Annotated in this window: 15 protein-coding genes and 2 pseudogenes; 7 read left to right on the top strand and 10 right to left on the bottom strand. The window is 51.8% G+C overall.

Annotated features, from left to right (window positions below; translation table 11 throughout):
- Nucleotides 1-15: 15 nt before the first annotated feature.
- Nucleotides 16-972 carry a M23 family metallopeptidase gene (locus B5F83_RS07760; RefSeq protein ID WP_087279075.1) on the bottom strand — a complete coding sequence of 319 codons (957 nt, stop codon included), beginning with the start codon at nt 970-972 and terminating at the stop codon, nt 16-18.
- Between the two features lie 3 nt (nt 973-975).
- Nucleotides 976-1,932, bottom strand: a complete 957-nt coding sequence (locus B5F83_RS07765; protein ID WP_087279072.1) for a M23 family metallopeptidase — start codon at nt 1,930-1,932, stop codon at nt 976-978.
- A 79-nt stretch (nt 1,933-2,011) separates the two neighbouring features.
- Here B5F83_RS07765 and alaS point away from each other — a divergent pair, with 79 nt between their 5' ends.
- The 3 genes from alaS to B5F83_RS07780 all read left to right on the top strand — a co-directional run bounded on the left by alaS (nt 2,012) and on the right by B5F83_RS07780 (nt 7,980).
- On the top strand, nt 2,012-4,630 hold the full coding sequence (alaS, locus tag B5F83_RS07770; RefSeq protein WP_087279069.1) for an alanine--tRNA ligase: 2,619 nt from the start codon (nt 2,012-2,014) through the stop codon (nt 4,628-4,630).
- 15 nt (nt 4,631-4,645) lie between these two features.
- Nucleotides 4,646-7,054 (top strand): methionyl-tRNA formyltransferase, encoded by a 2,409-nt coding sequence (gene fmt, locus B5F83_RS07775; protein WP_087279066.1) that lies wholly within the window; start codon nt 4,646-4,648, stop codon nt 7,052-7,054.
- An 86-nt stretch (nt 7,055-7,140) separates the two neighbouring features.
- A complete protein-coding gene (locus B5F83_RS07780; protein WP_087279063.1) occupies nt 7,141-7,980 on the top strand; it encodes a hypothetical protein in 840 nt (279 codons plus the stop codon).
- On the opposite strand, the gene B5F83_RS07785 is transcribed toward B5F83_RS07780, so the two are convergent.
- Nucleotides 7,969-9,435, bottom strand: a complete 1,467-nt coding sequence (locus tag B5F83_RS07785) for an MFS transporter (RefSeq protein ID WP_343234017.1) — start codon at nt 9,433-9,435, stop codon at nt 7,969-7,971. The two genes, B5F83_RS07780 and B5F83_RS07785, sit on opposite strands and share 12 nt — an antisense overlap.
- Nucleotides 9,436-9,566: 131 nt before the next feature.
- On the opposite strand from B5F83_RS07785, the gene tgt reads away from it, so the two are divergent.
- Nucleotides 9,567-10,697, top strand: a complete 1,131-nt coding sequence (gene tgt, locus B5F83_RS07790) for a tRNA guanosine(34) transglycosylase Tgt (RefSeq protein ID WP_087279060.1) — start codon at nt 9,567-9,569, stop codon at nt 10,695-10,697.
- Between the two features lie 4 nt (nt 10,698-10,701).
- On the top strand, nt 10,702-11,799 hold the full coding sequence (locus B5F83_RS07795; protein ID WP_087279057.1) for an LptF/LptG family permease: 1,098 nt from the start codon (nt 10,702-10,704) through the stop codon (nt 11,797-11,799).
- Between the two features lie 54 nt (nt 11,800-11,853).
- Here B5F83_RS07795 and B5F83_RS07800 read toward each other — a convergent pair whose 3' ends face one another.
- The 7 genes and pseudogenes from B5F83_RS07800 to B5F83_RS07830 all read right to left on the bottom strand — a co-directional run bounded on the left by B5F83_RS07800 (nt 11,854) and on the right by B5F83_RS07830 (nt 19,523).
- The gene (locus tag B5F83_RS07800) at nt 11,854-12,987 is read right to left on the bottom strand and encodes an ABC transporter permease (protein ID WP_087279054.1); all 1,134 of its coding nucleotides are present in this window, start codon (nt 12,985-12,987) and stop codon (nt 11,854-11,856) included.
- On the bottom strand, nt 12,987-14,096 hold the full coding sequence (locus tag B5F83_RS07805; protein WP_087279290.1) for an ABC transporter permease: 1,110 nt from the start codon (nt 14,094-14,096) through the stop codon (nt 12,987-12,989). The genes B5F83_RS07800 and B5F83_RS07805 overlap by 1 nt, the downstream gene beginning before the upstream one ends.
- Nucleotides 14,097-14,098: 2 nt before the next feature.
- Nucleotides 14,099-14,827 (bottom strand): annotated as a pseudogene (locus B5F83_RS07810) (ABC transporter ATP-binding protein); the annotation flags it as partial.
- Nucleotides 14,828-15,082: 255 nt separating this feature from the next.
- Nucleotides 15,083-15,760: pseudogene (locus B5F83_RS07815) on the bottom strand (ABC transporter ATP-binding protein); the annotation flags it as partial.
- A 9-nt stretch (nt 15,761-15,769) separates the two neighbouring features.
- Nucleotides 15,770-16,678 carry an HlyD family efflux transporter periplasmic adaptor subunit gene (locus B5F83_RS07820; protein WP_087279286.1) on the bottom strand — a complete coding sequence of 303 codons (909 nt, stop codon included), beginning with the start codon at nt 16,676-16,678 and terminating at the stop codon, nt 15,770-15,772.
- 11 nt (nt 16,679-16,689) lie between these two features.
- Complete coding sequence (locus B5F83_RS07825; RefSeq protein WP_087279045.1) at nt 16,690-18,027, bottom strand: TolC family protein; 1,338 nt, start codon at nt 18,025-18,027, stop codon at nt 16,690-16,692.
- Nucleotides 18,028-18,146: 119 nt separating this feature from the next.
- Complete coding sequence (locus B5F83_RS07830) at nt 18,147-19,523, bottom strand: MATE family efflux transporter (RefSeq protein ID WP_087279042.1); 1,377 nt, start codon at nt 19,521-19,523, stop codon at nt 18,147-18,149.
- Nucleotides 19,524-19,687: 164 nt separating this feature from the next.
- Between B5F83_RS07830 and B5F83_RS07835 the strand changes: the two genes are divergently transcribed.
- Complete coding sequence (locus tag B5F83_RS07835) at nt 19,688-20,605, top strand: helix-turn-helix transcriptional regulator (RefSeq protein WP_087279039.1); 918 nt, start codon at nt 19,688-19,690, stop codon at nt 20,603-20,605.
- Complete coding sequence (locus B5F83_RS07840; RefSeq protein WP_087279036.1) at nt 20,574-21,467, top strand: helix-turn-helix domain-containing protein; 894 nt, start codon at nt 20,574-20,576, stop codon at nt 21,465-21,467. Before B5F83_RS07835 ends, B5F83_RS07840 begins: the two co-directional genes overlap by 32 nt.

Below are 21,467 nucleotides of genomic sequence, written 5' to 3' on the forward strand. Positions count from 1 at the left end.
GAACCGGAATAAAAATCAATCCAACGACTGGCCGGTACCGGCCGAAAGCCTTATCATCCCTATATAGTCGGACGGGGATTCCGAAGCGAAAAAATAATGCACCGGATTCATCGTCTTGCCGTCCTTGTGTACCTCATAATGAAGATGGGCCGCGAAAGTCAGCCCGCTGACCCCGACTACACCTACCTGCTCCCCACGGGCGATACGCCTGCCCTTCCTGACATTTATTTCGGAAAGATGGGCATATATGCTTTCGTACCCGTGCCCGTGGTCTATTACCACATAGTTGCCCATGCCCGTCTTGGACCTGACTACCTGTTTTACCGTCCCCGGGGCCGAAGCGACTACCTTGTCTCCTGCATAAGCAAGTATGTCGAGCCCTGTATGGTTATAGACTATCTTATAGAAAGGATTCATTTTCCTGCCTATCGAAGCGCCGGTCTGCGTTATCGTAAAATCCGGAACAGGCGAAGACAGTGGAATCAAGAATATGCTGTCCGCCGCCTTGTCCGAAACGATCCGGGCTATCTCCGACAGCCGCCCGCCGATGGACGACGACATGGCCACCGAGGCTTCTACGGCTTCGTTGGTCCTGTGGACAATCTCGCTTTCGGGAAGCGAATCCAGGGCATTGAGGAATATGAAACGTTTTTCCCAGTCGGAAAAAATCGGTTCCGAATCGAAGATTTTCGAATAAATGTCCCTGTCGCGCACTTCCAGACCGGCAACTATATCGTCCAAAAGCGCCACCTTCTCTTCAATCGTACCGTATTTTTCCTCTATCAGACGGTTTTCGGCACGCAGCCTCCTCTCCTCCGACGTACTGAAAAAAACGGCTATTATTATATAGTACAGGGCTGCCAGGGCGATACTGGCGAGAAAATATTTCATCACCGTCCGGAAAATATGTCCGGCCGAACGCTTCTGCCGCTCGAATCTGAGCCCGTCCTTATTGTAAACGTATTTTTCCATACGCTAATCGCCGACCATGGCTGCATAATCCTCAGGCGGCATGTCCAAATCGAAGTAACTCATCGGATTCACGCAACGGTCCCTGTAAATGACCTCGTAATGCACATGGCTGCCGAAAGACCTGCCTGTATTGCCTACATCACCGATGTACTGCCCGCGCTTGATTTCCTGGCCGTTGGTGACAATGATTTTGCTCATGTGGCCGTAACGGGTCTTGTATCCGAAACCGTGGTCTATCATCACATAATGGCCGTAGCCGTAATAGTCGAAGCCTATCCGGCACACGGTCCCGTCCCCGGTAGCATGTATCGGAGTACCCGTAGGGGCCGCAAGGTCTACGCCGCTATGCATCCTTATCTGTTTGTTCCCCGGATCGGAACGGTAACCGAAGCTGCTCGAATAACGCGTAATTTCAGGGTCGGTCGTAATCGGGGGTATGGCAGGAATGCAGGAGGCCATGTCGCCGGCCCGGCGGGACACCTTGTAGACATCGTCGAACGACAGGGACTGCACATACGCCTTTTTGTTGAGCCTGTCAATCCGCGACATCGTCCTTTCCAGAATCCCCGGACGGCCGCCCATCGCCCTTAACGAGGAATACCTGTCCACGCCGCCGTAGCCCGCCTCCCTTATGTCGGAAGATATCTCCTCCATTCCGAAAATGGAGCGGTAGACGATATTGTCCCTCTCTTCGAGCACGCCCAACCTCTCCTCGTAGATGTCGAGACGGCTGTTCATGACATCGAGCTTCGACGAAAGCACCACATTCGAATGCCTCAGCACCGCCTGTTTGGGAGTTTCGCCCACGACAGAGACATACGCATAAAAATACACAGCCGCAGCCGCAAGACTTGCGACGAACAGGGAGGCTCCCTTCACGAACTTGCGAAAAGAGGAAACCCTGGCGGCCTCGAAAGAAAGCGTTTTGTAATTGAAAAAATATCTTTTGTCTTTCCCCATAACAATATAATCTTGCAAATATAGGGATTTTTTTCCGGAAAAATATTAATTTTGCAACCTATTTTGAAAACTGATAGCTATGACATCTAAAGAGATACGCAGGACTTTCCTCGATTTTTTCAAGTCCAAGGGACATACAATCGTACCGTCGGCAAGCATGGTCGTGAAAAACGACCCCACACTCATGTTCACCAATGCCGGAATGAACCAGTTCAAGGAATGGTTCCTCGGGAATACCCCGGCGAAGTACAAAAGGGTGGCCGACACACAGAAATGCCTCCGCGTAAGCGGCAAGCACAACGACCTTGAAGAAGTCGGCAGGGATTCATACCACCACACCATGTTCGAAATGCTGGGGAACTGGAGTTTCGGGGACTATTTCAAGAACGAGGCGATAGACTGGGCATGGGAACTCCTCACCGAAGTCTACGGCATAGACAAGGAAAGGCTTTACGCCACCGTATTCGAAGGCGACACCTCCGACGGGACGGAGATGGACAGGGAAGCGTACGAGAGATGGAAGAAGCACCTTCCGGAAGACAGGATACTGACCGGAAACAAAAAGGACAATTTCTGGGAAATGGGCGATACCGGCCCATGCGGCCCGTGCAGCGAGATACACATAGACCTCAGAAGCGACGAAGAACGCGCCGCGGTTCCCGGCCGCGAACTCGTAAACAAGGGGAACCACCTCGTCATTGAAATCTGGAATCTCGTTTTCATGCAGTACAACCGCAAGGCGGACGGGCATCTCGAACCTCTTCCGAACACGAACGTGGATACGGGAATGGGATTCGAAAGGCTCTGCATGGTACTCCAGGGAAAACAGAGCAGCTACGATACCGACGTTTTTTCCGGAATGATAGCCAAGATATCGGAACTCTGCGGGCTCCCTTATTCCGAAAATGAAAAAAGCGGAATGGCAATGAGGGTGATTGCCGACCATATAAGGGCGATAAGCTTCTCGATAGCGGACGGACAGCTGCCTTCCAACAACAAGGCAGGCTATGTCATCAGAAGGATACTCCGCAGGGCGGTACGCTACGGATACACCTTCCTCGGATTCAACGCACCGTTCCTTTGCAGGCTCGTGGCACAGCTCGTAGCCGACATGGGAGAGCAGTTCCCGGAAATAGCCTCGCAGCAGGCCCTCATTGAAAAGGTAATCAAGGAGGAGGAGGAAGCCTTCCTCAGAACCCTCGACAGGGGAATAAAGCTGATGGACAGCCTGATAGAGAAACATGCCGGCACCAAGGTCATTTCGGGGACGGATGCCTTCACCCTGTACGACACCTTCGGCTTCCCTATAGACCTGAGCGAACTCATCGCGGCAGAACACGGCTACACCATAGACCTGTCAGGCTTTGAAAAAGAACTCGGGAAACAGAAGGAACGCGCCAGGAACGCCACCGCAATCGAATCGGGAGACTGGGTTGAGATACACGGCTTCGACGGAGTGGAATTCGTCGGGTACGATACCCTTGAAGTCCCGGAGGCCAGACTTGTCAAATACAGACAGGTAAAGGCAAAGAACAAAGTCCTGTACCAGATAGTTTTCGACCGCACCCCTTTCTATGCCGAAAGTGGCGGACAGGCGGGAGATACGGGAGAATGCATCTCTGAAAAAGGCAACATCATCAGAATCACGAATACCATCAAGGAGAATAACCTTACCGTACACATATCGGAAACGGAACCCGTGGACTGTACCGGGACGTTCGTCCTGAAAGTGGACGCAAGGCGCAGGCAGGAGACCGCCAACAACCATTCGGCAACCCACCTTCTGCACAAGGCCCTCAGGAACATCCTCGGCACGCACGTGGAGCAGAAAGGCTCATACGTTACCGCGGAATATTTCCGTTTCGACTTCTCGCATTTCGAAAAACTCACGCCGGAGCAGATTACGCAGGTCGAAAAGGCCGTCAATTCATACATAAGGGAGAATTCGCCGCTCGAAGAGAGTAGGAACGTGCCTATCGATGAAGCCCGCGCCATGGGGGCGATGGCCCTGTTCGGCGAAAAATACGGCGACACCGTAAGGGTAATCAGATTCGGGGATTCGGTAGAACTTTGCGGAGGCACCCACACAAGCTCCACAGGAAACATCGGTTTCTTCAAAATCGTGTCCGAATCGGCGATAGCGGCCGGCATAAGACGAATCGAAGCGGTAACCGGAGCCTACGCCGAAAATGCCGTATACCTGATGCAGGACATAATAAAGACCATCCGCGAAATCATGTCCAACACCCCTAACCTCACCGCCGCCGTCAAAAAACTCGTGGAAGACAATTCCGCCCTTAAAAAAGAACTTGAAGAGGCTGCGAAGAAAAGGGCCGAGGCAAAGACCAGGGAACTCATGGACAATGCCGAGGAATACAACGGCATAAAAATAATGACACTCAAGGGAAGCTACAACGCCAATGTCGTCAAGAACATCGGCTTCGCCCTGCTGAAAGAGGCTTCCGACAGCGCACTGATTGCCGCCTACGAGCATGAAGGGAAACCACAGCTCCTACTCATGTACTCTCCTCAACTCGTTGAGAGAGGGGCAAATGCGGTCAATGACATAAGGAATGCCGCCAAAGCCATCCAGGGAGGCGGAGGAGGACAGGCCACGCTTGCGACTGCGGGCGGCAAGAAAATTGAAGGGCTCAACGAAGCTTTCGAAACGATGCTTGCAGCGGTGAAAAGCCTTTAAAGACTACTGCCCCGGATGAAAATATTAGACAGGTTCATAATAAAATCTTTCATAGGCCCCTTCATAATGGTGCTGCTCATCGTCGTATTCATACTGATGATGCAGTTCCTCTGGCTGTATATAGACGAACTTGTCGGCAAAGGGCTTTCATTGGGGGTAATACTCGAATTTCTCGGCTGGGGAGGCGCAACGATGCTGCCGCTGGCACTTCCGCTCGCCACCCTGCTTGCCTCCATGATGACTCTCGGCACCATGGGGGAAAACAATGAGCTGCTGGCCATAAAGGCTGCCGGAATCTCGCTGCAAAGGGTGCTCGTCCCCCTCACCTGCGTTTCCCTGCTCATAAGCATCGGGGCTTTTTTCGCATCCAACAACCTTACCCCGGTAGCATACAACAAGATTTTCACGTTGCGCGACGACATCGGACGGAAAAAGGACGAAATAAAAATCCCGATAGGTGTGTTTTACGACGGGGTCGAGGGCTACACGCTCAGGATTGACGGCCGCGACGACAAGTCCGGAATGATGTACGGCGTAATGGTCTACAACCATTCGGGAAGCCGCGGAAACCTGAGCCTTACCATAGCGGATTCAGGCTCCATGAAAATGTCCCCGCAAAAGGATTACCTGATTTTCAATCTCTACAGCGGGATAAGCTACGATGAAACCAACACGAGAAAGTACCGGGACACGACTTACCAGCTCCAGCAGATAGACTTCACCGAACAGGAACTCGTCATCCCGCTGGAAAACTATACTTTCCAGAAATCCTCCGAAGGAAAATACTCCGACCAGGTAAAGGCGATGAACCTCAAAGGCCTTACGCAGGACCGGGATTCAATCGGAAGGCATTTCGACAGCACGGTAGTCAGCCAGAGGGGCCGGCTGCTGACAAACAGCAACCTGCGCTATCTGAAGCAATACGATACCGCATTCGGGAAAAACATATCCGTCCCGTTGCCTTACGACTCGCTGAAAGTCTGCCAATGGGATGAACTTTCCAAAGAAAGGGACGCCCTCAAGGAAGCGATATCGGCGAGCAACAAATACATCTCCACAATGGAGTCATACTCAAGGGAAACGTTCAGCGACATATACCTGCTGCGGAGAATAGACATCGAGATATTGAAAAAATATTCGCAGGCGCTCGCATGTTTCGTGCTCTTCTTCATAGGAGCCCCTCTCGGCGCCATTATCCGCAAGGGAGGCCTCGGCACCCCTGCAATAATATCCATACTGTTTTTCGTCCTGTATTGGGTCGTGGACATTTCGAGCACCAAGTTACAGAACGACGGAGCCGTAAACGCATGGATAGGAGCCTTCCTCTCCACATTCGTCCTCGCACCGATAGGCGGTTTCATAACGTGGAAAGCCATAAACGATTCGGACATCCTCGATACCGATGCATTCAAGATATGGTTCAAGCGCATAAAGAACAAGATTACAGGAAAACTCAGAAAAGTGAAGATAGTATATATGGGAACTCCCGAATTCGCCGTACAGCCTCTGGACGAATTAAGGAAAACGGGATACAGGATAGCCGCCGTGGTCACAGCCACCGACAAGGCGAGCGGAAGGGGGCTTAAGATAAATGAAAGCGCGGTAAAAAAATATGCCGTGGAGCACAAGATACCGGTGTTGCAGCCGCAATCCCTGAAAGGCCCGGAATTCATCAGCGAACTCGAAAAGATAAAGGCGGACATTTTCATCGTGGTCGCTTTCAGAATGCTGCCTGAGGCCGTATGGAAAATGCCTTCCCTCGGCACCGTGAACCTGCACGCCTCCCTCCTGCCGCAATACCGCGGGGCAGCCCCGATCAACTGGGCAATCATCAACGGGGAGAAAGTCACCGGAGTCACCACCTTCCTCATCGACAAGGAGATAGACACCGGAAAGGTCATTCTTCAGGAACAGATAAAAATCCAGCCTGAAGACAATGCCGGCACAATGCACGACAAGTTGAAGGAAGTCGGGTCGAAACTGCTTCTGCGCACCGTGGAGGCCATGATTGACGGAAAGACCGAGCTCCGCAGGCAGGACATGCTGATGTCCCCGGACGAAGTGCTCAAACCGGCCCCTAAGCTCACCAAGGAGCTTTGCCATATAGATTTCAGGAATTCCGACGGAAAGAAGGCGGTGAACCTCATACGCGGCCTTAGTCCGTATCCGGGAGCATTTTTCGAAATAAGGAAAAACGGTGAAGACAAGGCCGTCACCGTAAAGGTATTCAGTGCCGAATTCATCCCGCAGGATAATGGGAAACCGGCCGGCAGCATCGTTTCGGACGGAAAGCATTATCTCGGAATAACCGTCACGGACGGGACCGTACTTCTCAAGGACATCCAGATGTCCGGCAAGAAGCGCATGGATATCGAAGCCTTCCTTCTCGGGTTCAGGGAGCCTGAAAATCATGTCATAGTGTAAGTTAGGGCTGTCATAACGTAAGTCAGAGCTGCCATAGTGCAAGTCAAGGCTGTCATAACACAAATCAAGGCATAGTTGTAATCTCAATGGACCGCACTGCCAACATAGGCGACATTGCCATCATAGGAAACGGAGGATTCCCCCGCAAGAAAGCCATTTACGGATTCATCTGCAAATGCCGTCTTGTCATATTCTGCGACGGTGCCTTCTCGCGTTTCACCGCCGCCAAAGACACTTACGGTCTGAAAGACCGGATACTCTCACTGCCTTGCATCGTAACCGGAGACATGGATTCCATAAAGCCCGAAATGAAAGGCTTTCTTTCCGCGAAAGGGGTCCTGAAACCGAATCCCGACCAGGAGACCAACGACCAGACCAAGGCTTTCGAAACGGCAATGGACTGGATTTCCGAGGACATCCGCCGCAGGCCGCACACCGCCGCAGCATCGGCTCCGGACAACGCACAGGACATTCCGGACAACGCGCCAGACGTTCCTAATAACGCACTGGGCGTTCCCGACAACGCGCCGGCTTCATACCGCTACAGGATAAATTTTATCGGCGCCACAGGACTGAGGGAAGACCACACGATAGGGAACATGGGCCTGCTCATGGAATACGCCGGACACAAGGCGGTAAAGGACGGACAGGTGTCACTCCGCATGATTTCCGACTACTGCATCGCCTTCCCGATGACCGGAAGCGGGAGTTTCGAATGCGGTACAGGCAGGGCCGTATCGGTTTTCTCTCCGGACTCCTCGCTCAGGCTCGTCTCCGACGGGTTGCAATGGCAGACAGAAAACGTAAGGTTCACGAACTGGTGGCAGGCGACACTGAACCGTTCCTCAAAAGAACGGGTGGCCCTTGAATTCAGCCACCCGTCAAAAGTCCTTGTCACCCTCGACTTCCGTCCTTCAGACCTTTGAAGGATGTTTTTTCTCCCTGAACACCAAAGCGAAAGTAACGGCAACCACCAATGCGTAGGCAGCAAATATGTACCAGGCGGCCGACCAGTCCGGCACCTCCGCCCTGTACACAAAATGGTTTACCACGGCCTGTGCTCCGAGCGTGCCAATAGTGGCACCGAAACCGTTAGTCATCAGCATGAACAGTCCTTGGGCCGATGAACGGATTTCCGGCTCGGTCTCCTTGTCCACGAACAACGAACCGGATATATTGTAAAAATCGAAGGCCACTCCGTAGACAATCATCGAAAGGATGAACATCCAGACCCCACTGCCAGGATTTCCTGCTCCGAAAAGGGCGAACCTGAGCACCCACGCGAACATGGCTATAAGCATCACTGTCTTGATACCGAATTTTTTCAAAAAGAACGGTATCATCAGTATGCACAGGGTCTCTGAAAGCTGCGACAACGAAATAAGCGCATTGGCATTGCGGGCCCCCCACGAACCTGCAATCACCGGGTCTGCACTTCCCTGAAAACTCGAAATGAATGCATTCCCGTAACCGTTGGTTATCTGCAAGGAGACTCCGAGCAGCATCGAGAACACGAAGAATATCGCCATCCGGCGTTCTTTGAAAAGAGTGAAGGCCTTAAGCCCGAACACATCGACAAAAGACAGCGACCCCTTGTTTTTCGAAACCGGACAGGCCGGCATCGTAAAGGCATAGATAGCGAGCACCAGTCCGAAAGCCGCGGAAACGAAGAACTGCATATAACTGTCCTGGAATGAAATCCCTTCCGATTTTGAAAAATTGACAAGGAGCATCGCACAGATGAAACCTATGGTTCCGAAAGTCCTTATCGGAGGAAAATCCTTCACGGTATCATAACCGTATTTCGTCAGTGCCGAGTAGGATACCGAGTTGGACAGGGCAATCGTCGGCATGTAGAATGCCACTGATACGGAATAAAATGCGAACATCACTCCGAATTCCGGGACACCTCCTGCCTGCGCGGCAGCCAGCCCGGTATAACCCGTAAGGAACATCGCGACGGCCGCTATGAAATGCGATATGCCCAAAAGCCTCTCGGCCCTGACATACCTGTCGGCAATGACACCCATTATCGCCGGCATGAATATGGACACTATGCCCTGCATGGCATAAAAGATACCTATTTTCTCTCCGAGGCCTATCCTGCTCAGATAGCTCCCCATGGAAGTCAGATACGCCCCCCACACGGCGAACTGAAGAAAACTCATCACAATGAGTCTTGGCTTAATCGTCTTCATATATTTTGTCTTATCATTTTCGATTTTCCTAACGCCTTTAATTGTCCCGTCGCTGCAAACCGGTATCGGGTTGTAAAGATAAGAAAAAAATAAATTCATTTGCTCTGCTCTCAGCTTCTGCGATATTCGGCTACGCCGGAAATACGGTTCACGCCTCGGCAATGCAAGCCCGACGGCTTGCATTACATGTTCCGCCCGTTGTATCCGTGAGTCCAAGGCCTCCCGTCTCCTCCGGACGAAACATGCCAATGCAAATGAATTTGCATTGCTCTCGGCTTCTGCGTATATTTGCCAAATATTTAATTCACATTGGAATGAGATTCGAGAAAATAGCCTGCTGCAAGGATTCGGCGGCAAGGGCCGGAAAGATATACACTGCGCACGGAGAGATAGAGACACCCATTTTCATGCCTGTAGGTACTGTAGGGTCCGTAAAAGGCATTTATCACCGGGATCTCAAAGATGACATAGGCGCGCAAATCATACTCGGAAACACATACCACCTGTATCTGAGACCCGGCCTGGACATTCTGAAGGCGGCAGGAGGACTCCATAAATTCATTTCATGGGACAGGCCAATACTTACGGACAGCGGTGGCTTCCAGATATTCTCGCTTTCCCCAATAAGGAAACTTACACCGGAGGGCTGCACGTTTTCGTCCCACATAGACGGGTCGAGGCATGTTTTCACACCTGAAAACAACATGGATACCCAAAGGATTATCGGGGCCGACATAGTGATGGCCCTCGACGAATGCACTCCGGGCAACGCCGATTTCAAGTATGCAAAAAACTCCCTCGCCCTCACAAAGGCGTGGCTGGAAAGATGCATAAAAAGATTCGACGGGACCGAACCGCTTTATGAATATCCTCAGGCGCTGTTCCCGATAGTGCAGGGATGCGTGTATCCCGAATTGCGCCGCGAGGCCGCGGAACATGCCGCCTCTTTGGACAGGGAGGGATACGCCATCGGAGGCCTTTCCGTCGGCGAGCCCACGGAGGTGATGTACGAAATGCTCGAAACCGTATGCCCCATATTGCCGGACGACCGCCCGAGATACCTTATGGGAGTAGGAACACCGGCAAACATACTCGAAGGGATAGACAGGGGCGTGGACATGTTCGATTGCGTGATGCCTACCCGCAACGGAAGGAATGGCATGCTTTTTACATGGAACGGCATCATGAACATGCGCAACCAGAAATGGGCGGACGATTTTTCCCCGATAGACCCGGACGGAGACTCTTTCGTAGACAGATATTACAGCAAAGCATACCTGAGGCACCTGTTCATTGCCAAAGAGATTTTTGCCGGACAAATCGCATCCGAGCACAACCTGGCGTTCTACCTCGCCCTTGTACGGGAGGCCCGCAGGCACATAATGGCCGGAGACTTCAAAACGTGGAAGGAAGAAACCGTAAAACGGATATCAACAAGACTGTAACCGAATGAGACTGAAACCGAAAATACTCGACATCTATATTTCAAAGAAATTCATCGGGACTTTCTTTGTGGCCCTGTTATTAATAATAGGTATCGTCATAATCTTCGATATCAGCGAGAAGATAGACGACTTCGTGGAAAACGAAGCGCCGCTGAAGGCCATCATATTCGATTATTACTGCAATTTCATCCCGTACTTCATGAATATGTTCAGCCCGCTGTTCGTATTCCTGACAGTGATTTTCTTCACCTCGAAACTCGCCGGCAATTCGGAAATCATAGCCATACTGGCAGGAGGCATCAGTTTCAACCGCCTCATGGTGCCGTACATGTTTTCCGCCGCCATAATAGCCCTGTTTTCACTCGGGCTCAATCTGTTTATCATACCGCACGCAAACGAGGAAAGGATTGCCTTCGAGACACAGTATATCAAAGGGAAAAAATACCACAACAGCGGAAGGGATATCCACTACCAGATAGCTCCGGGAGAGTTCGCATACGTCGAATCCTTCAGCACCTGGAACAATACGGCCTTCCGGTTCACCCTCGAAAAAATAAAGGACAACAGACTGGTTTCCAAGGTTTCCGCAGAATCGGCCACCTGGGATTCGACAAAGGGATGCTGGACCTTGAAAAAATATTTCATCCGCGAGTATGACGAGACCAAAAACGACAGGATTGTCAGAAGCGGCAAGCAGATGGACACGACGATAGCACTTACGATAGAGGATTTCTACCGGAGGGAAAATACCGTGGAGACCCTCTCGTACCGGGAACTCAACGACCTGATACGCACACAGAAAATGCGCGGGGACAAGAATGTCCAATACGCCCAGATCGAAAAACACGAAAGACTGTCCCTCCCGTTCTCCGCCTTCATCCTTACGGTAATGGGGGTTTCGCTTTCTTCAAAGAAACGGCGCGGGGGAATAGGGCTGAACCTCGGAGTGGGAATAGCCCTGAGTTTTTCCTACATACTGTTTATGAAATTCAGCGAAATGTTCGTATACACCGGGACATTGCCGCCAGGACTCGCAATGTGGGTGCCTAACATACTCTATGCATTCGTCGCGGCCTTCCTTTACAGGATAGCGCCGAAATAGGATAGCATCGAAATAAAGCCCGATAGCGCCGAAATAAAGCCCGCAGTACGAAGCCTACGACTGTTTCTTGTAACTTGCCACGGCCCACGCGCCGAGGGCTGCCGCGAAGGCCAGCAAAGCCCAGAACTGAGGCAAAAGGTCCCCGAATGCCGCGCCTTTCAGGTATACTCCGCGCATCATCTCGATATAGTACCTCAACGGATTGACGTATGTAATCACCTGGGTCCATTCCGGCATGGACTCTATAGGGGTAAGCAGCCCGCTCATCAGCAGGAAGACGAGGATGAAGAAAAACATCACGAACATCGCCTGCTGCGTAGTATTGGAATAATTCGACACCACAAGGCCGAAAGAGGATACGGAAAATACGAAAATGACGGAAAACGCGGCTATCACCCAGATGCTGCCCTGAGGGGCGAGACCGTAGATAACGTATGCAAGAACCATCGCCACCGAAAGCACGCCTACGCCCATTATCCAATACGGAATCATCTTGGAAAGGATGAACACAGGTTTGGTGACAGGGGTTATGTTGATTTGCTCGATTGTACCTTTCTCCTTCTCGCCGACTATGTTCAAAGCCGGAAGGAAGCCGCACAGCATCACGAGGATGATGACGAAAAGCCCCGGAATCATGAACCATTTGTAATCCATCATCGGATTGTAACGGTTCTGTACGGAAACCTCGATATTCGGAACCGGCCCGGCAGCCTGCATGGAAGGATTACCGGCGACAAAGGCATGGGAAGCAAAAAAATCAGCGGAAAAACCGGCGCAAACTGCACCGAGATAGCTCGCACCGAGGGTACCGCGGGTTTCGTTGACAGCATTAATGGAAACCTGTACCGGCGCCCCACCCTCAAAAAGCAGGTCACGCTCAAACCCGTCCGGAATCACTATGACCGCATCCGTCTCCGAGAGTTCCACATGTTGCAGCGCCTCATCATAATCGGCGGCAAGCCCCTCCATTATGAAATAGCCCGAGGCCCCTATCGCACCTATGAAATCCGCAGAGGCCCCGCTCCGGTCGTTATCCACCACCATTACGCTGATATTCTTGATATCCATGCTGACTATCCACGGAATCACCAGCATTATGGCAGCAGGAAAGACAAGGGTCAGCCCGATGAAAATCGGGGTGCGGATGAACTGTTTGAATTCCTTAGCCAATAAAAATCCGAGAGCCATCACATCCTGTTTTTATATCTCATTAAACTTACCCCCAATATCACGGCCGCCATTACCGAAAGTATTATGAATTCCCTTGCGGCATAGAACATAGGCAGGCCCTCTATCATTATCTTCTTCACCCCTATCACATACCACCTTGCAGGAATCAGGTCGGAAAACCACCTGAAAACGAGAGGCATGCTGTCCACTGGGAAGAGAAGCTCGGAGAAAAACAGCACAGGCACCAGCAGCATGAAGCCGGACATCAGCATGGCCGACACCTGGGTCTTCGCAATGGTCGAAATCAGCTGTCCCAATGCAAGGGAAAGAACGATATAGATTACGGACAACAATGTCAGCGCCCAGAAACTTCCCGATATCGGAATATGCAGCAGCCACACCGACAAAGCGAGTATGGTAAGATAATTCACCATGGAGACTACGAAATAAGGCACCATCTTGGCCATAATCACCACTATCGGTTTGGTCGGGGAAACAAGAAGCAGCTCCATGGTACCTGTCTCCTTTTCACGGACAATCGAAACGGAGGTCATCATCGCACATATTAGGATGATTATCAGCCCCATCACACCCGGAACAAAGGTATAGGCGCTCCGCATCTGCGGATTGTAAAGCATCCTGATGTTGGGTTGTACGCCGGAAACCCCGTACATTCCCGAAGAAGCCGCGATGCCGGAGACATAATCCCCGATGATGTTCGAAGCGTACATGGTCATGGCCGAAGCCGCATTCGTATTGGTCGCGTCCGCAATCAGACGGATGGAACTTCCTTCGGAGGTATACATGTTTTCGTCGAAATCAGGGGAAAACGCTATCACCAGATCGGCATCCCCCCTTTGGAAAAGCCCGTCTATGTCCGCTTCGTCGGATATGACGGTAACGATTGAAAAATAATCGCTGGCATCGAATTTTTCAGACAGTTTCCTGACATTCTCCCCCATATCAGGGACGAGCAAAGCCGTATCGATGTTCCTTATTTCGGTAGAAATGGCGAAACCGAAGAGGATGATTTGCGCGACGGGCATTCCGAGCAGTATCAGCATCGTCCTCTTGTCACGCAGCACATGGCGGAACTCCTTTCTTACGAATGCGAAAAACTGTTTCATCGTCATTCACTCCGTTTTGCCCCGCGGGCGAGTTGATAAAATACCGAATCCATCGAATCTGTCCCGAATTTCCTTTTCAGGGCGGCAGGTGTGTCCAATGCCTCTATCCTCCCGTCCACCATTATGGAAATCCTGTTGCAGTATTCGGCTTCATCCATGTAGTGCGTGGTGACGAAAACCGTTATGCCCCTCTCCGCGGCCTCGTATATCATGAACCAGAACTGCCGCCTCGCAACCGGGTCCACTCCCCCCGTAGGTTCATCGAGGAAAACTACCTTCGGTCCGTGGAAAATCGCGACCGAAAATGCAAGTTTCTGCTTCCACCCGAGCGGAAGCGACTTCACGAGGGTCTTCCTTTCCGAATAAAAACCGAGTTTTTTCAGAATCGTCACGGCCTTACGGGAAATGTCCTTGCGCTTCATGCCGTATATGCCGGCAAAAAGTTCGATGTTTTCATAAACGGTAAGGTCTTCGTAAAGGGAAAATTTCTGGCTCATATAGCCGATGTTCCGCTTTACTTCCTCGGCTTCCGTATTTATGTCATAACCCGCAACCGTCGCATGGCCCGATGTAGGACGGCTGAGCCCGCAAAGCATCTTCATGGCAGTGGTCTTCCCCGCCCCGTTCGCCCCGAGGAAACCGAATATCTCCCCCTTGGCCACGGAAAACGAGATGTGGTCCACCGCGGTAAAATCCCCGAATACCTTTGTCAGCCCTTCGACCTCTATGACATTTCCGCCCATGACTCTTTCTGCGTGTTATTTTTATTTTTCCGCCAATTCCAAAAAACAATCCTCGACCGTAGGCCTGATTCTTTCGATATGGACCTCGCTCTCCGACACCAGCCTCGACCGAAGGGAGGATATGTCAAAATCCTTTCCCGCCACCGCATGCAACGACTCGCCGAACGGATAACAGCCCTTGATATCGGGCATGCCGCGCAACTGCCTGAGCAGGGAGGCATTGTCGCCGGAGCGCACCGAAAACAGGGTGTTGTCGTATTGCCTTATCATGTTTTCAGGTGTCTCTATCTTCAGGAAACGCCCGTTCATCATAAGGGCTATGCGGTCGCACATGCCTGCCTCGTCCATATACGGAGTGCTCACTATTATCGTGACTCCCTGGCGCCTGAGATTGTCGAGCATCTGCCAGAACTCCTTTCTGCTTACGGGGTCCACTCCCGTAGTCGGCTCGTCGAGGAAGAGCACCCGGGGCTTGTGTATCAGCGCACAACAAAGGGCGAGCTTCTGCTTCATCCCTCCCGACAAGGCATCCGCACGGCGTTTCCTGAAAGGTTCGAGCTGCCGGTAAATGCCTTCCACCAAATGATAGTTCTCCTCTACCGTAGTTCCGAAAACTGAAGCGAAAAACGAAAGGTTTTCCTCAACCGAAAGGTCTTTGTAAAGGGAAAAACGCCCCGGCATGTAGCCTATGATACGGCGTATCTCCGCAAAATCCTTCACAACATCGTAACCGGCCACTGTGACAGTGCCGGAATCGGCAAGGACCAAAGTAGTCATAATCCTGAAAAGGGTCGTCTTGCCGGCCCCGTCAGGCCCGATTATACCGAAAATCTCACCTCTTTCCGTCTCGAAGGAGATGCTGTCGAGTGCCTTCGTCCTGCCGTATGATTTACTGACACCGTATGCGGCCAACTCTGCCATAAACCGGAACTACCGTGATATAACCTTTCCGAACATGCCTATCTTGATGTAGCCGTCATTCTCGACCGCCACCTTTACCGCATAGACGAGGTTTTCCCTGTCGTCATCGGTCTGTATGCTCTTTGGAGTAAATTCGCTTTTTGCCGAAATCCACACTATTTTCCCGGGATATTCCCTGACCTTGCCGCCACCGAAATCGGCGGTGACTTTCACGTCCTGCCCCAACGAGATGTCTTTCAGCTGCCCCGAAGTAAAATAGGCCCTCAGGAACACATGCTCCAGGTCGGCGACCTTGAAAAGCGGCTTTCCGGCAGAAGCCAGTTCCCCTTCATGGGCATATTTCGAAAGCACCGTACCGTCCACAGGCGAGACTATCCTGCACTTGGACAGCATGTCTTCCGCCTGCGCTATCTGTATCTTCAGACCTGCTATCTGCGCATCTATGCTTGCAATGTTGCTGTTGAGCGATGACTCGGTGGCCTCGATCTGCTTTTCCAGAACACTGACGGAAGCCTCCGCATCGTCATACTGCTTGCGGGTAGCGGCATCCGACTCCAAAAGACGGGAAAGCCTGTCCAGCTCATGCCTGCCGTTTTCCAGCCGGGCCTTCATCACCCCGATCTGCGCCTCCACATCAGGCTTGCCGGTTTCCAGAGCGGCTATGTTCTGCTCCAGAAGTTCCTTGTTAAGGTAAAGGCTGAGCGAATCAATCTGCCCGAGCACCTGCCCTTCCGAGACCTCCTGCCCTTCACGCACCGTGAAGGAGACAAGTTTTCCTGAAGCCTCGGCAGAAACCGTTATCTCCTCGGCCTCGAAAGTACCGGAGGCCGTCGCCGCACCGTTCCCGTCCTTGCACGAAGCCGCCATCACGGCAAGGCCGGCATAAAGCAGATATTTTGTTAAAACATTTATTTTCATGACCATTTTATCTAATCGTTCACTATATATTTCATTTCATATATTTTTTGCAGGTATTCCAGTTCATGGAGAGACCTGTCAAGCCGCGCCTTGGTTTCCGCAGCAATGTCCCTTACAAGGTCGTTGGCAGTAATCGTCCCGTTGGCAAGCCTGGCCTCTGAAGCCTCCCGGACGGAACGGCGCAACCCGATAATCCTCTCGTCCTGCTCCATTATGGAACGCATCTGCTCTATCTCCGCACTCTTCCCGGCCTGTTCCAGGCGGTTGTTGAAAAGGAAGGTCTCACGCTGCAATTCAATCGTCCGGAGGGACTGATCCAGCTGCCCCAGATGGTTCTTCTTAGTGAAGAAGCCGGAAATGTTCCATCTGAACCTGATGCCTACCACGCCGTTGAACCCCCATTTGTAATTCAGCATGTCGTCGAACATATTCATTCCGGGATAACCGTAATATCCCTGCGCGAAAAGGCTGAAGGACGGCATGACCGACGAATTGACCATCTTCCTGCGTGCCGCCACGGAGGCCTCCTGAGCATCGAAAAGCGCAAGCTCATAACGTTTTACCTCGTTTTCCCCGTATTCCTGCCGGTAAAGGGCTTCCTCGGGGACGAGAAACTCCGTATCGGTATCCATCGGCCTGCCCGTAATCAGGGACATAAGGCGTATGTAGGTATCCCTTGAACCGACGAGCCGGATACGGTTCTGCCCATTGGCCAGGATTTCCGCATCGATGGCATCAAGGTCGCTTTCCATCGCCACCCCGTTCTCCACGCAGGCTTGCAGTATGTTTCTGTTGTCTTTCAGAATCCCGGCGGCTACATCGTTCTGCTCGATCATCGCCCCGGTGGCAAGTATGCCGAAATACACCTCGGTCACACGGCTTTTAAGCCCGTACAGCTCGGTGGCCGTCTTCATCGCCGAAACCTCCGCCTCGGCAATGGCAGCTGCTTTCTTCGCTCCGGAATAGCCTCCGTCCCAAAGGTTCTGGTTGATATCCAGCAGCACCTTGTACTGGTCATTCCTCAGCCCTTCGAAGTCCATTCCCGCAAACTGGCTGAACAGGGCTTCTATTTTTTCGGGAAAAGCCACCACGTCGCTGTAATAGGCGGCCTCCCCGCCGAGAGTAATCTGCGGAATATAGGAGGAGAGCGCATCCCTGACCGACAATTCCCCGAGTTTCTGTATGATGCCATACTGCTTCATCATAGGATAATTGTCCCTTGCAAGCACATAGCAGCTGTCCAGGGTATATTGTCTCGATGCAGTCTGCGCGGAAACCGGAAACGCCCCGACAAGGGAAGCGGAAAGACATATAGAAGTCAGAAAAAATATTTTCAGAACAAATTTCATAACAGGCAACAATATTTTACAAATTTACGGAAAAATTCAAAAGCCGCCATCCATATAGTCCGAAAAAATATGATAATGACATTTTAGAATAAAAATAACGACAAAAAGGACAGGACCGCTCAGGCAGCAGCCCCGCCATTCATGGAACCGGCCTTTTCATGCCTCCCGCACACACGGTAATATACGATGCCCACAATGTCGGCCAGGGCCCAGCCTATAGGGATGGACCACCAGATTCCGGTCTCGGCGATTGACGGAATAGAAGCGAGCCAGTATGAAAGTCCGACCCGCGTACCGAGGGAGAGGACCGTAAGCACTACCGACATGCCCGGCTTCCTTATTGCGCGATAATAACCGTAAAGAAGGAAAAGAATCCCTATGCCGACATAAAACGCCCCCTCGATGCGGAGGTATTCCATGCCGGTACGGATGATTTCCGTCTCTTCGGGCCTTACGAAAATCAGCATCAGGGCACGGGCGAAGATGAACACCGCCACCGACACCAATACGGAAAAAACAGCCACGGTCGCCACTGCGCTGCGCACGCCGCGCCGGATACGGTCTTTCCTGCCGGCGCCGAAATTCTGCGCAATGAAGGTCGAAAAGGCGTTCCCGAATTCCTGCACCGGAGTATAGGCGAATGAATCTATTTTCACGGCGGCGGCAAAAGCGGCCATCACCACGGTACCGAAACTGTTCACGAGCCCCTGGACGAGCAGGATGCCGAAATTCATCACCGACTGCTGGATACAGGTGAGGGAGGAAAACGAAAGTATTTCCATGAAACCCGTCCTGTCGAAACGCATGTCCTCCTTCCTCGGGCGCAACTCGGGACGTTTCCTGTACGTATGCCGGACTATCAGCGCCGCACCTGTGCCCTGCGAAATCACCGTCGCAAGCGCCGCGCCCTCTATGCCCATGTCCAGGACAAGGATGCAGAACAGGTCGAGACCGATATTCAGAACCGCCGATACGGCGAAAAATATCAAAGGTGTCATGGAATCCCCTACGGCACGGAGCAGGGAAGAGTAAAAATTACTCAGAAAAGTGAACACAATGCCGGCGAAAATGATTACAAGGTAGCTGCGCATCATCCCGTAAACGTCTTCGGGCACGCTCAGCCACCCCAATATGGGGTCTATCCACACGAATACGGCTATGTTCAAAACAACGGTGATGGCGCCCGTCAGCACGAAAGACATGAAAATGCTCCGCCTCATGCCGGAAAAATTCCCGGCCCCGAACTGCTGCGAAAACACCGTGCCGCTTCCCATCGAAAGCCCCAGCAATATCGACGTCAGAAACACCATAAGTGTATAGGCCGAACCTACCGCCGCAAGGGCCCGGGAACCGACGAACTGCCCGACAATGAGGGTGTCCGTTATATTGTAGCACTGCTGCAACAGGGACCCGGCCATCATCGGAAGCGTGAAGGCCAGAAGGGTCCTTGTTATCCCTCCCTGTGTCAGGTCGCCCTTGTTTTTCGTCAGCCGCATTTACCCGTAATTTTTGAAAACGGGGCAAATTTAATACACGTTTTACTGATATCAGTACACAATTTACGGTTTGCGCATCCGAAGGGATACTCTTTTTATGGAAAACAGGTATTTTTGTACCGGAAACATCGGAGCCACGGCAGGTTCCGGAAAAATTCAGGAATATGGAAGAAATAATAAGACTCGACAACGTGGATACCTACAACCGGCTCTTCGGACTGGAAACCCAGCATCCGCTCGTAGCTGTCATAGACCTCGCGAAAGCGACGAAATTCCCGAAACACTTCACCATGAATTACGGAGTTTACGCCCTCTACCTGAAACAGGTAAAGTGCGGCGACCTCAGATACGGAAGGCAGACCTACGACTATCAGGAAGGGACGGTGACAAGCTTCGCCCCGGGGCAGGTTGTCGAAGTCACGATGGATGAAAACGTAAAACCGCTCGCCCGCGGAATCATCTTCCATCCGGACCTGATAAGGGGGACCTCGCTCGGGCGGGAAATCAGGCATTACTCGTTTTTCTCCTATTCCTCGAACGAAGCCCTGCACCTTTCGGATGACGAGAAAATGATTTTCAACGACTGCCTTGACAAGATTTCGATGGAACTCGCCCACCCAATAGACAAGCACAGCAAACTGCTTATCTCCAAAAACATAGAACTGCTATTGGACTATTGCATGCGGTTCTATGAACGGCAGTTCATAACGAGGTCCGCCGTCAACAAGAGTGTCGTTATAAAATTCGACGAACTGCTCGACGATTATTTTCATTCCGGGAAAACGCAGTCCGAGGGATTGCCGACGGTAAAATATTTTGCTGACAGAATCTGCCTCTCCCCCAACTATTTCGGAGACCTCATAAAGAAAGAGACGGGACGTACCGCCCAGGAATACATACAGGGCAGGATAATGGATGCGGCCAAGGACATGATCATCGGGACGGACAAGAGCGTGAGCGAAATAGCCTACAGTCTCGGCTTCCAGTACCCTCAGCATTTCAGCCGGGTCTTCAAGAAACACACCGGCAATACACCTAACGAGTACAGACATGCTGGATATAAAGACAGTGCATCAATGTAACTGCCGCCTCGGAGGCAGGACCGTCTATCCGCAGGCCTGCATCATCCGGCTCGGCGAAAACCGCGGGCTGCCCTGCACCGGCAAAGTACGCTTCGGATTCTACGCCGTACTGCTGATCGAGCATGAAAACGGGAAAGGGAAGTGCTGCGGGTGCGGGAACTGCGATTTTTCGGATGCCACGATGATATTCCTTTCCCCCGAAAGGCCATTCGGCATGGAGGAGGGATGCACGCTTCAGGAAAAGGGATGGATGCTGGCCTTCCACCCGGAACTGTTCTGCGACACCAGCACTTCCGGGGATTTGGAAAAATATTCGTTCTTCAATTACAGCCGCGAAGAGGCGCTGCACCTTTCCCTGCGCGAGAAAAACAAGATAACCGAATGTCTGGCTCTGATGGACGAGGAGCTGCATTATCCGGAAGACACCCACAGCAAAATCCTGCTGGCAAGGCATATCGAGCTTATTCTGGACTATTGCACACGGTTTTACGAACGGCAGTTCATAACACGCGAAGAAACAAACAAGGGCCTGCTCGCAAAGATGGATTCTTTTCTGGACAGCTTCATCTGTTCAGGAAAACTGGAAAGGCGCATCTTTCCATCGGCCGCGACATGTGCGGCCGAACTCGGGCTTTCGGAAGATTATTTTGCCGACATGCTTAAATTCCAGACAGGGAAAACCCTTCGGGAATATTTTGACTTGAAACTGATAGCCCTTTCCAGAAAAATGCTCCTCGAACCTACCGCATCCCCGGCATACGTCGCACGCCGTCTCGGCTTCCGCAACCTCGACTGTTTCAACCTCGTCTTTAAAAAAATCACCGGGGTGGCCCCCGGCGAATATCTCCTGTCGCGGAATTAA

Source organism: Muribaculum sp. An289, assembly GCF_002159555.1.
Classification (GTDB): domain Bacteria; phylum Bacteroidota; class Bacteroidia; order Bacteroidales; family UBA932; genus Merdivivens; species Merdivivens faecigallinarum.

Bases quoted from the DNA above. Each gene is read 5' to 3' on its own strand.
- B5F83_RS07760 (WP_087279075.1), bottom strand. From the start codon at position 972: ATGGAAAAATACGTTTACAATAAGGACGGGCTCAGATTCGAGCGGCAG.
- B5F83_RS07765 (WP_087279072.1), bottom strand. From the start codon at position 1,932: ATGGGGAAAGACAAAAGATATTTTTTCAATTACAAAACGCTTTCTTTC.
- alaS (WP_087279069.1), top strand. From the start codon at position 2,012: ATGACATCTAAAGAGATACGCAGGACTTTCCTCGATTTTTTCAAGTCC.
- fmt (WP_087279066.1), top strand. From the start codon at position 4,646: ATGAAAATATTAGACAGGTTCATAATAAAATCTTTCATAGGCCCCTTC.
- B5F83_RS07780 (WP_087279063.1), top strand. From the start codon at position 7,141: ATGGACCGCACTGCCAACATAGGCGACATTGCCATCATAGGAAACGGA.
- B5F83_RS07785 (WP_343234017.1), bottom strand. From the start codon at position 9,435: ATGCAAGCCGTCGGGCTTGCATTGCCGAGGCGTGAACCGTATTTCCGG.
- tgt (WP_087279060.1), top strand. From the start codon at position 9,567: ATGAGATTCGAGAAAATAGCCTGCTGCAAGGATTCGGCGGCAAGGGCC.
- B5F83_RS07795 (WP_087279057.1), top strand. From the start codon at position 10,702: ATGAGACTGAAACCGAAAATACTCGACATCTATATTTCAAAGAAATTC.
- B5F83_RS07800 (WP_087279054.1), bottom strand. From the start codon at position 12,987: ATGGCTCTCGGATTTTTATTGGCTAAGGAATTCAAACAGTTCATCCGC.
- B5F83_RS07805 (WP_087279290.1), bottom strand. From the start codon at position 14,096: ATGAAACAGTTTTTCGCATTCGTAAGAAAGGAGTTCCGCCATGTGCTG.
- B5F83_RS07820 (WP_087279286.1), bottom strand. From the start codon at position 16,678: ATGAAAATAAATGTTTTAACAAAATATCTGCTTTATGCCGGCCTTGCC.
- B5F83_RS07825 (WP_087279045.1), bottom strand. From the start codon at position 18,027: ATGAAATTTGTTCTGAAAATATTTTTTCTGACTTCTATATGTCTTTCC.
- B5F83_RS07830 (WP_087279042.1), bottom strand. From the start codon at position 19,523: ATGCGGCTGACGAAAAACAAGGGCGACCTGACACAGGGAGGGATAACA.
- B5F83_RS07835 (WP_087279039.1), top strand. From the start codon at position 19,688: ATGGAAGAAATAATAAGACTCGACAACGTGGATACCTACAACCGGCTC.
- B5F83_RS07840 (WP_087279036.1), top strand. From the start codon at position 20,574: ATGCTGGATATAAAGACAGTGCATCAATGTAACTGCCGCCTCGGAGGC.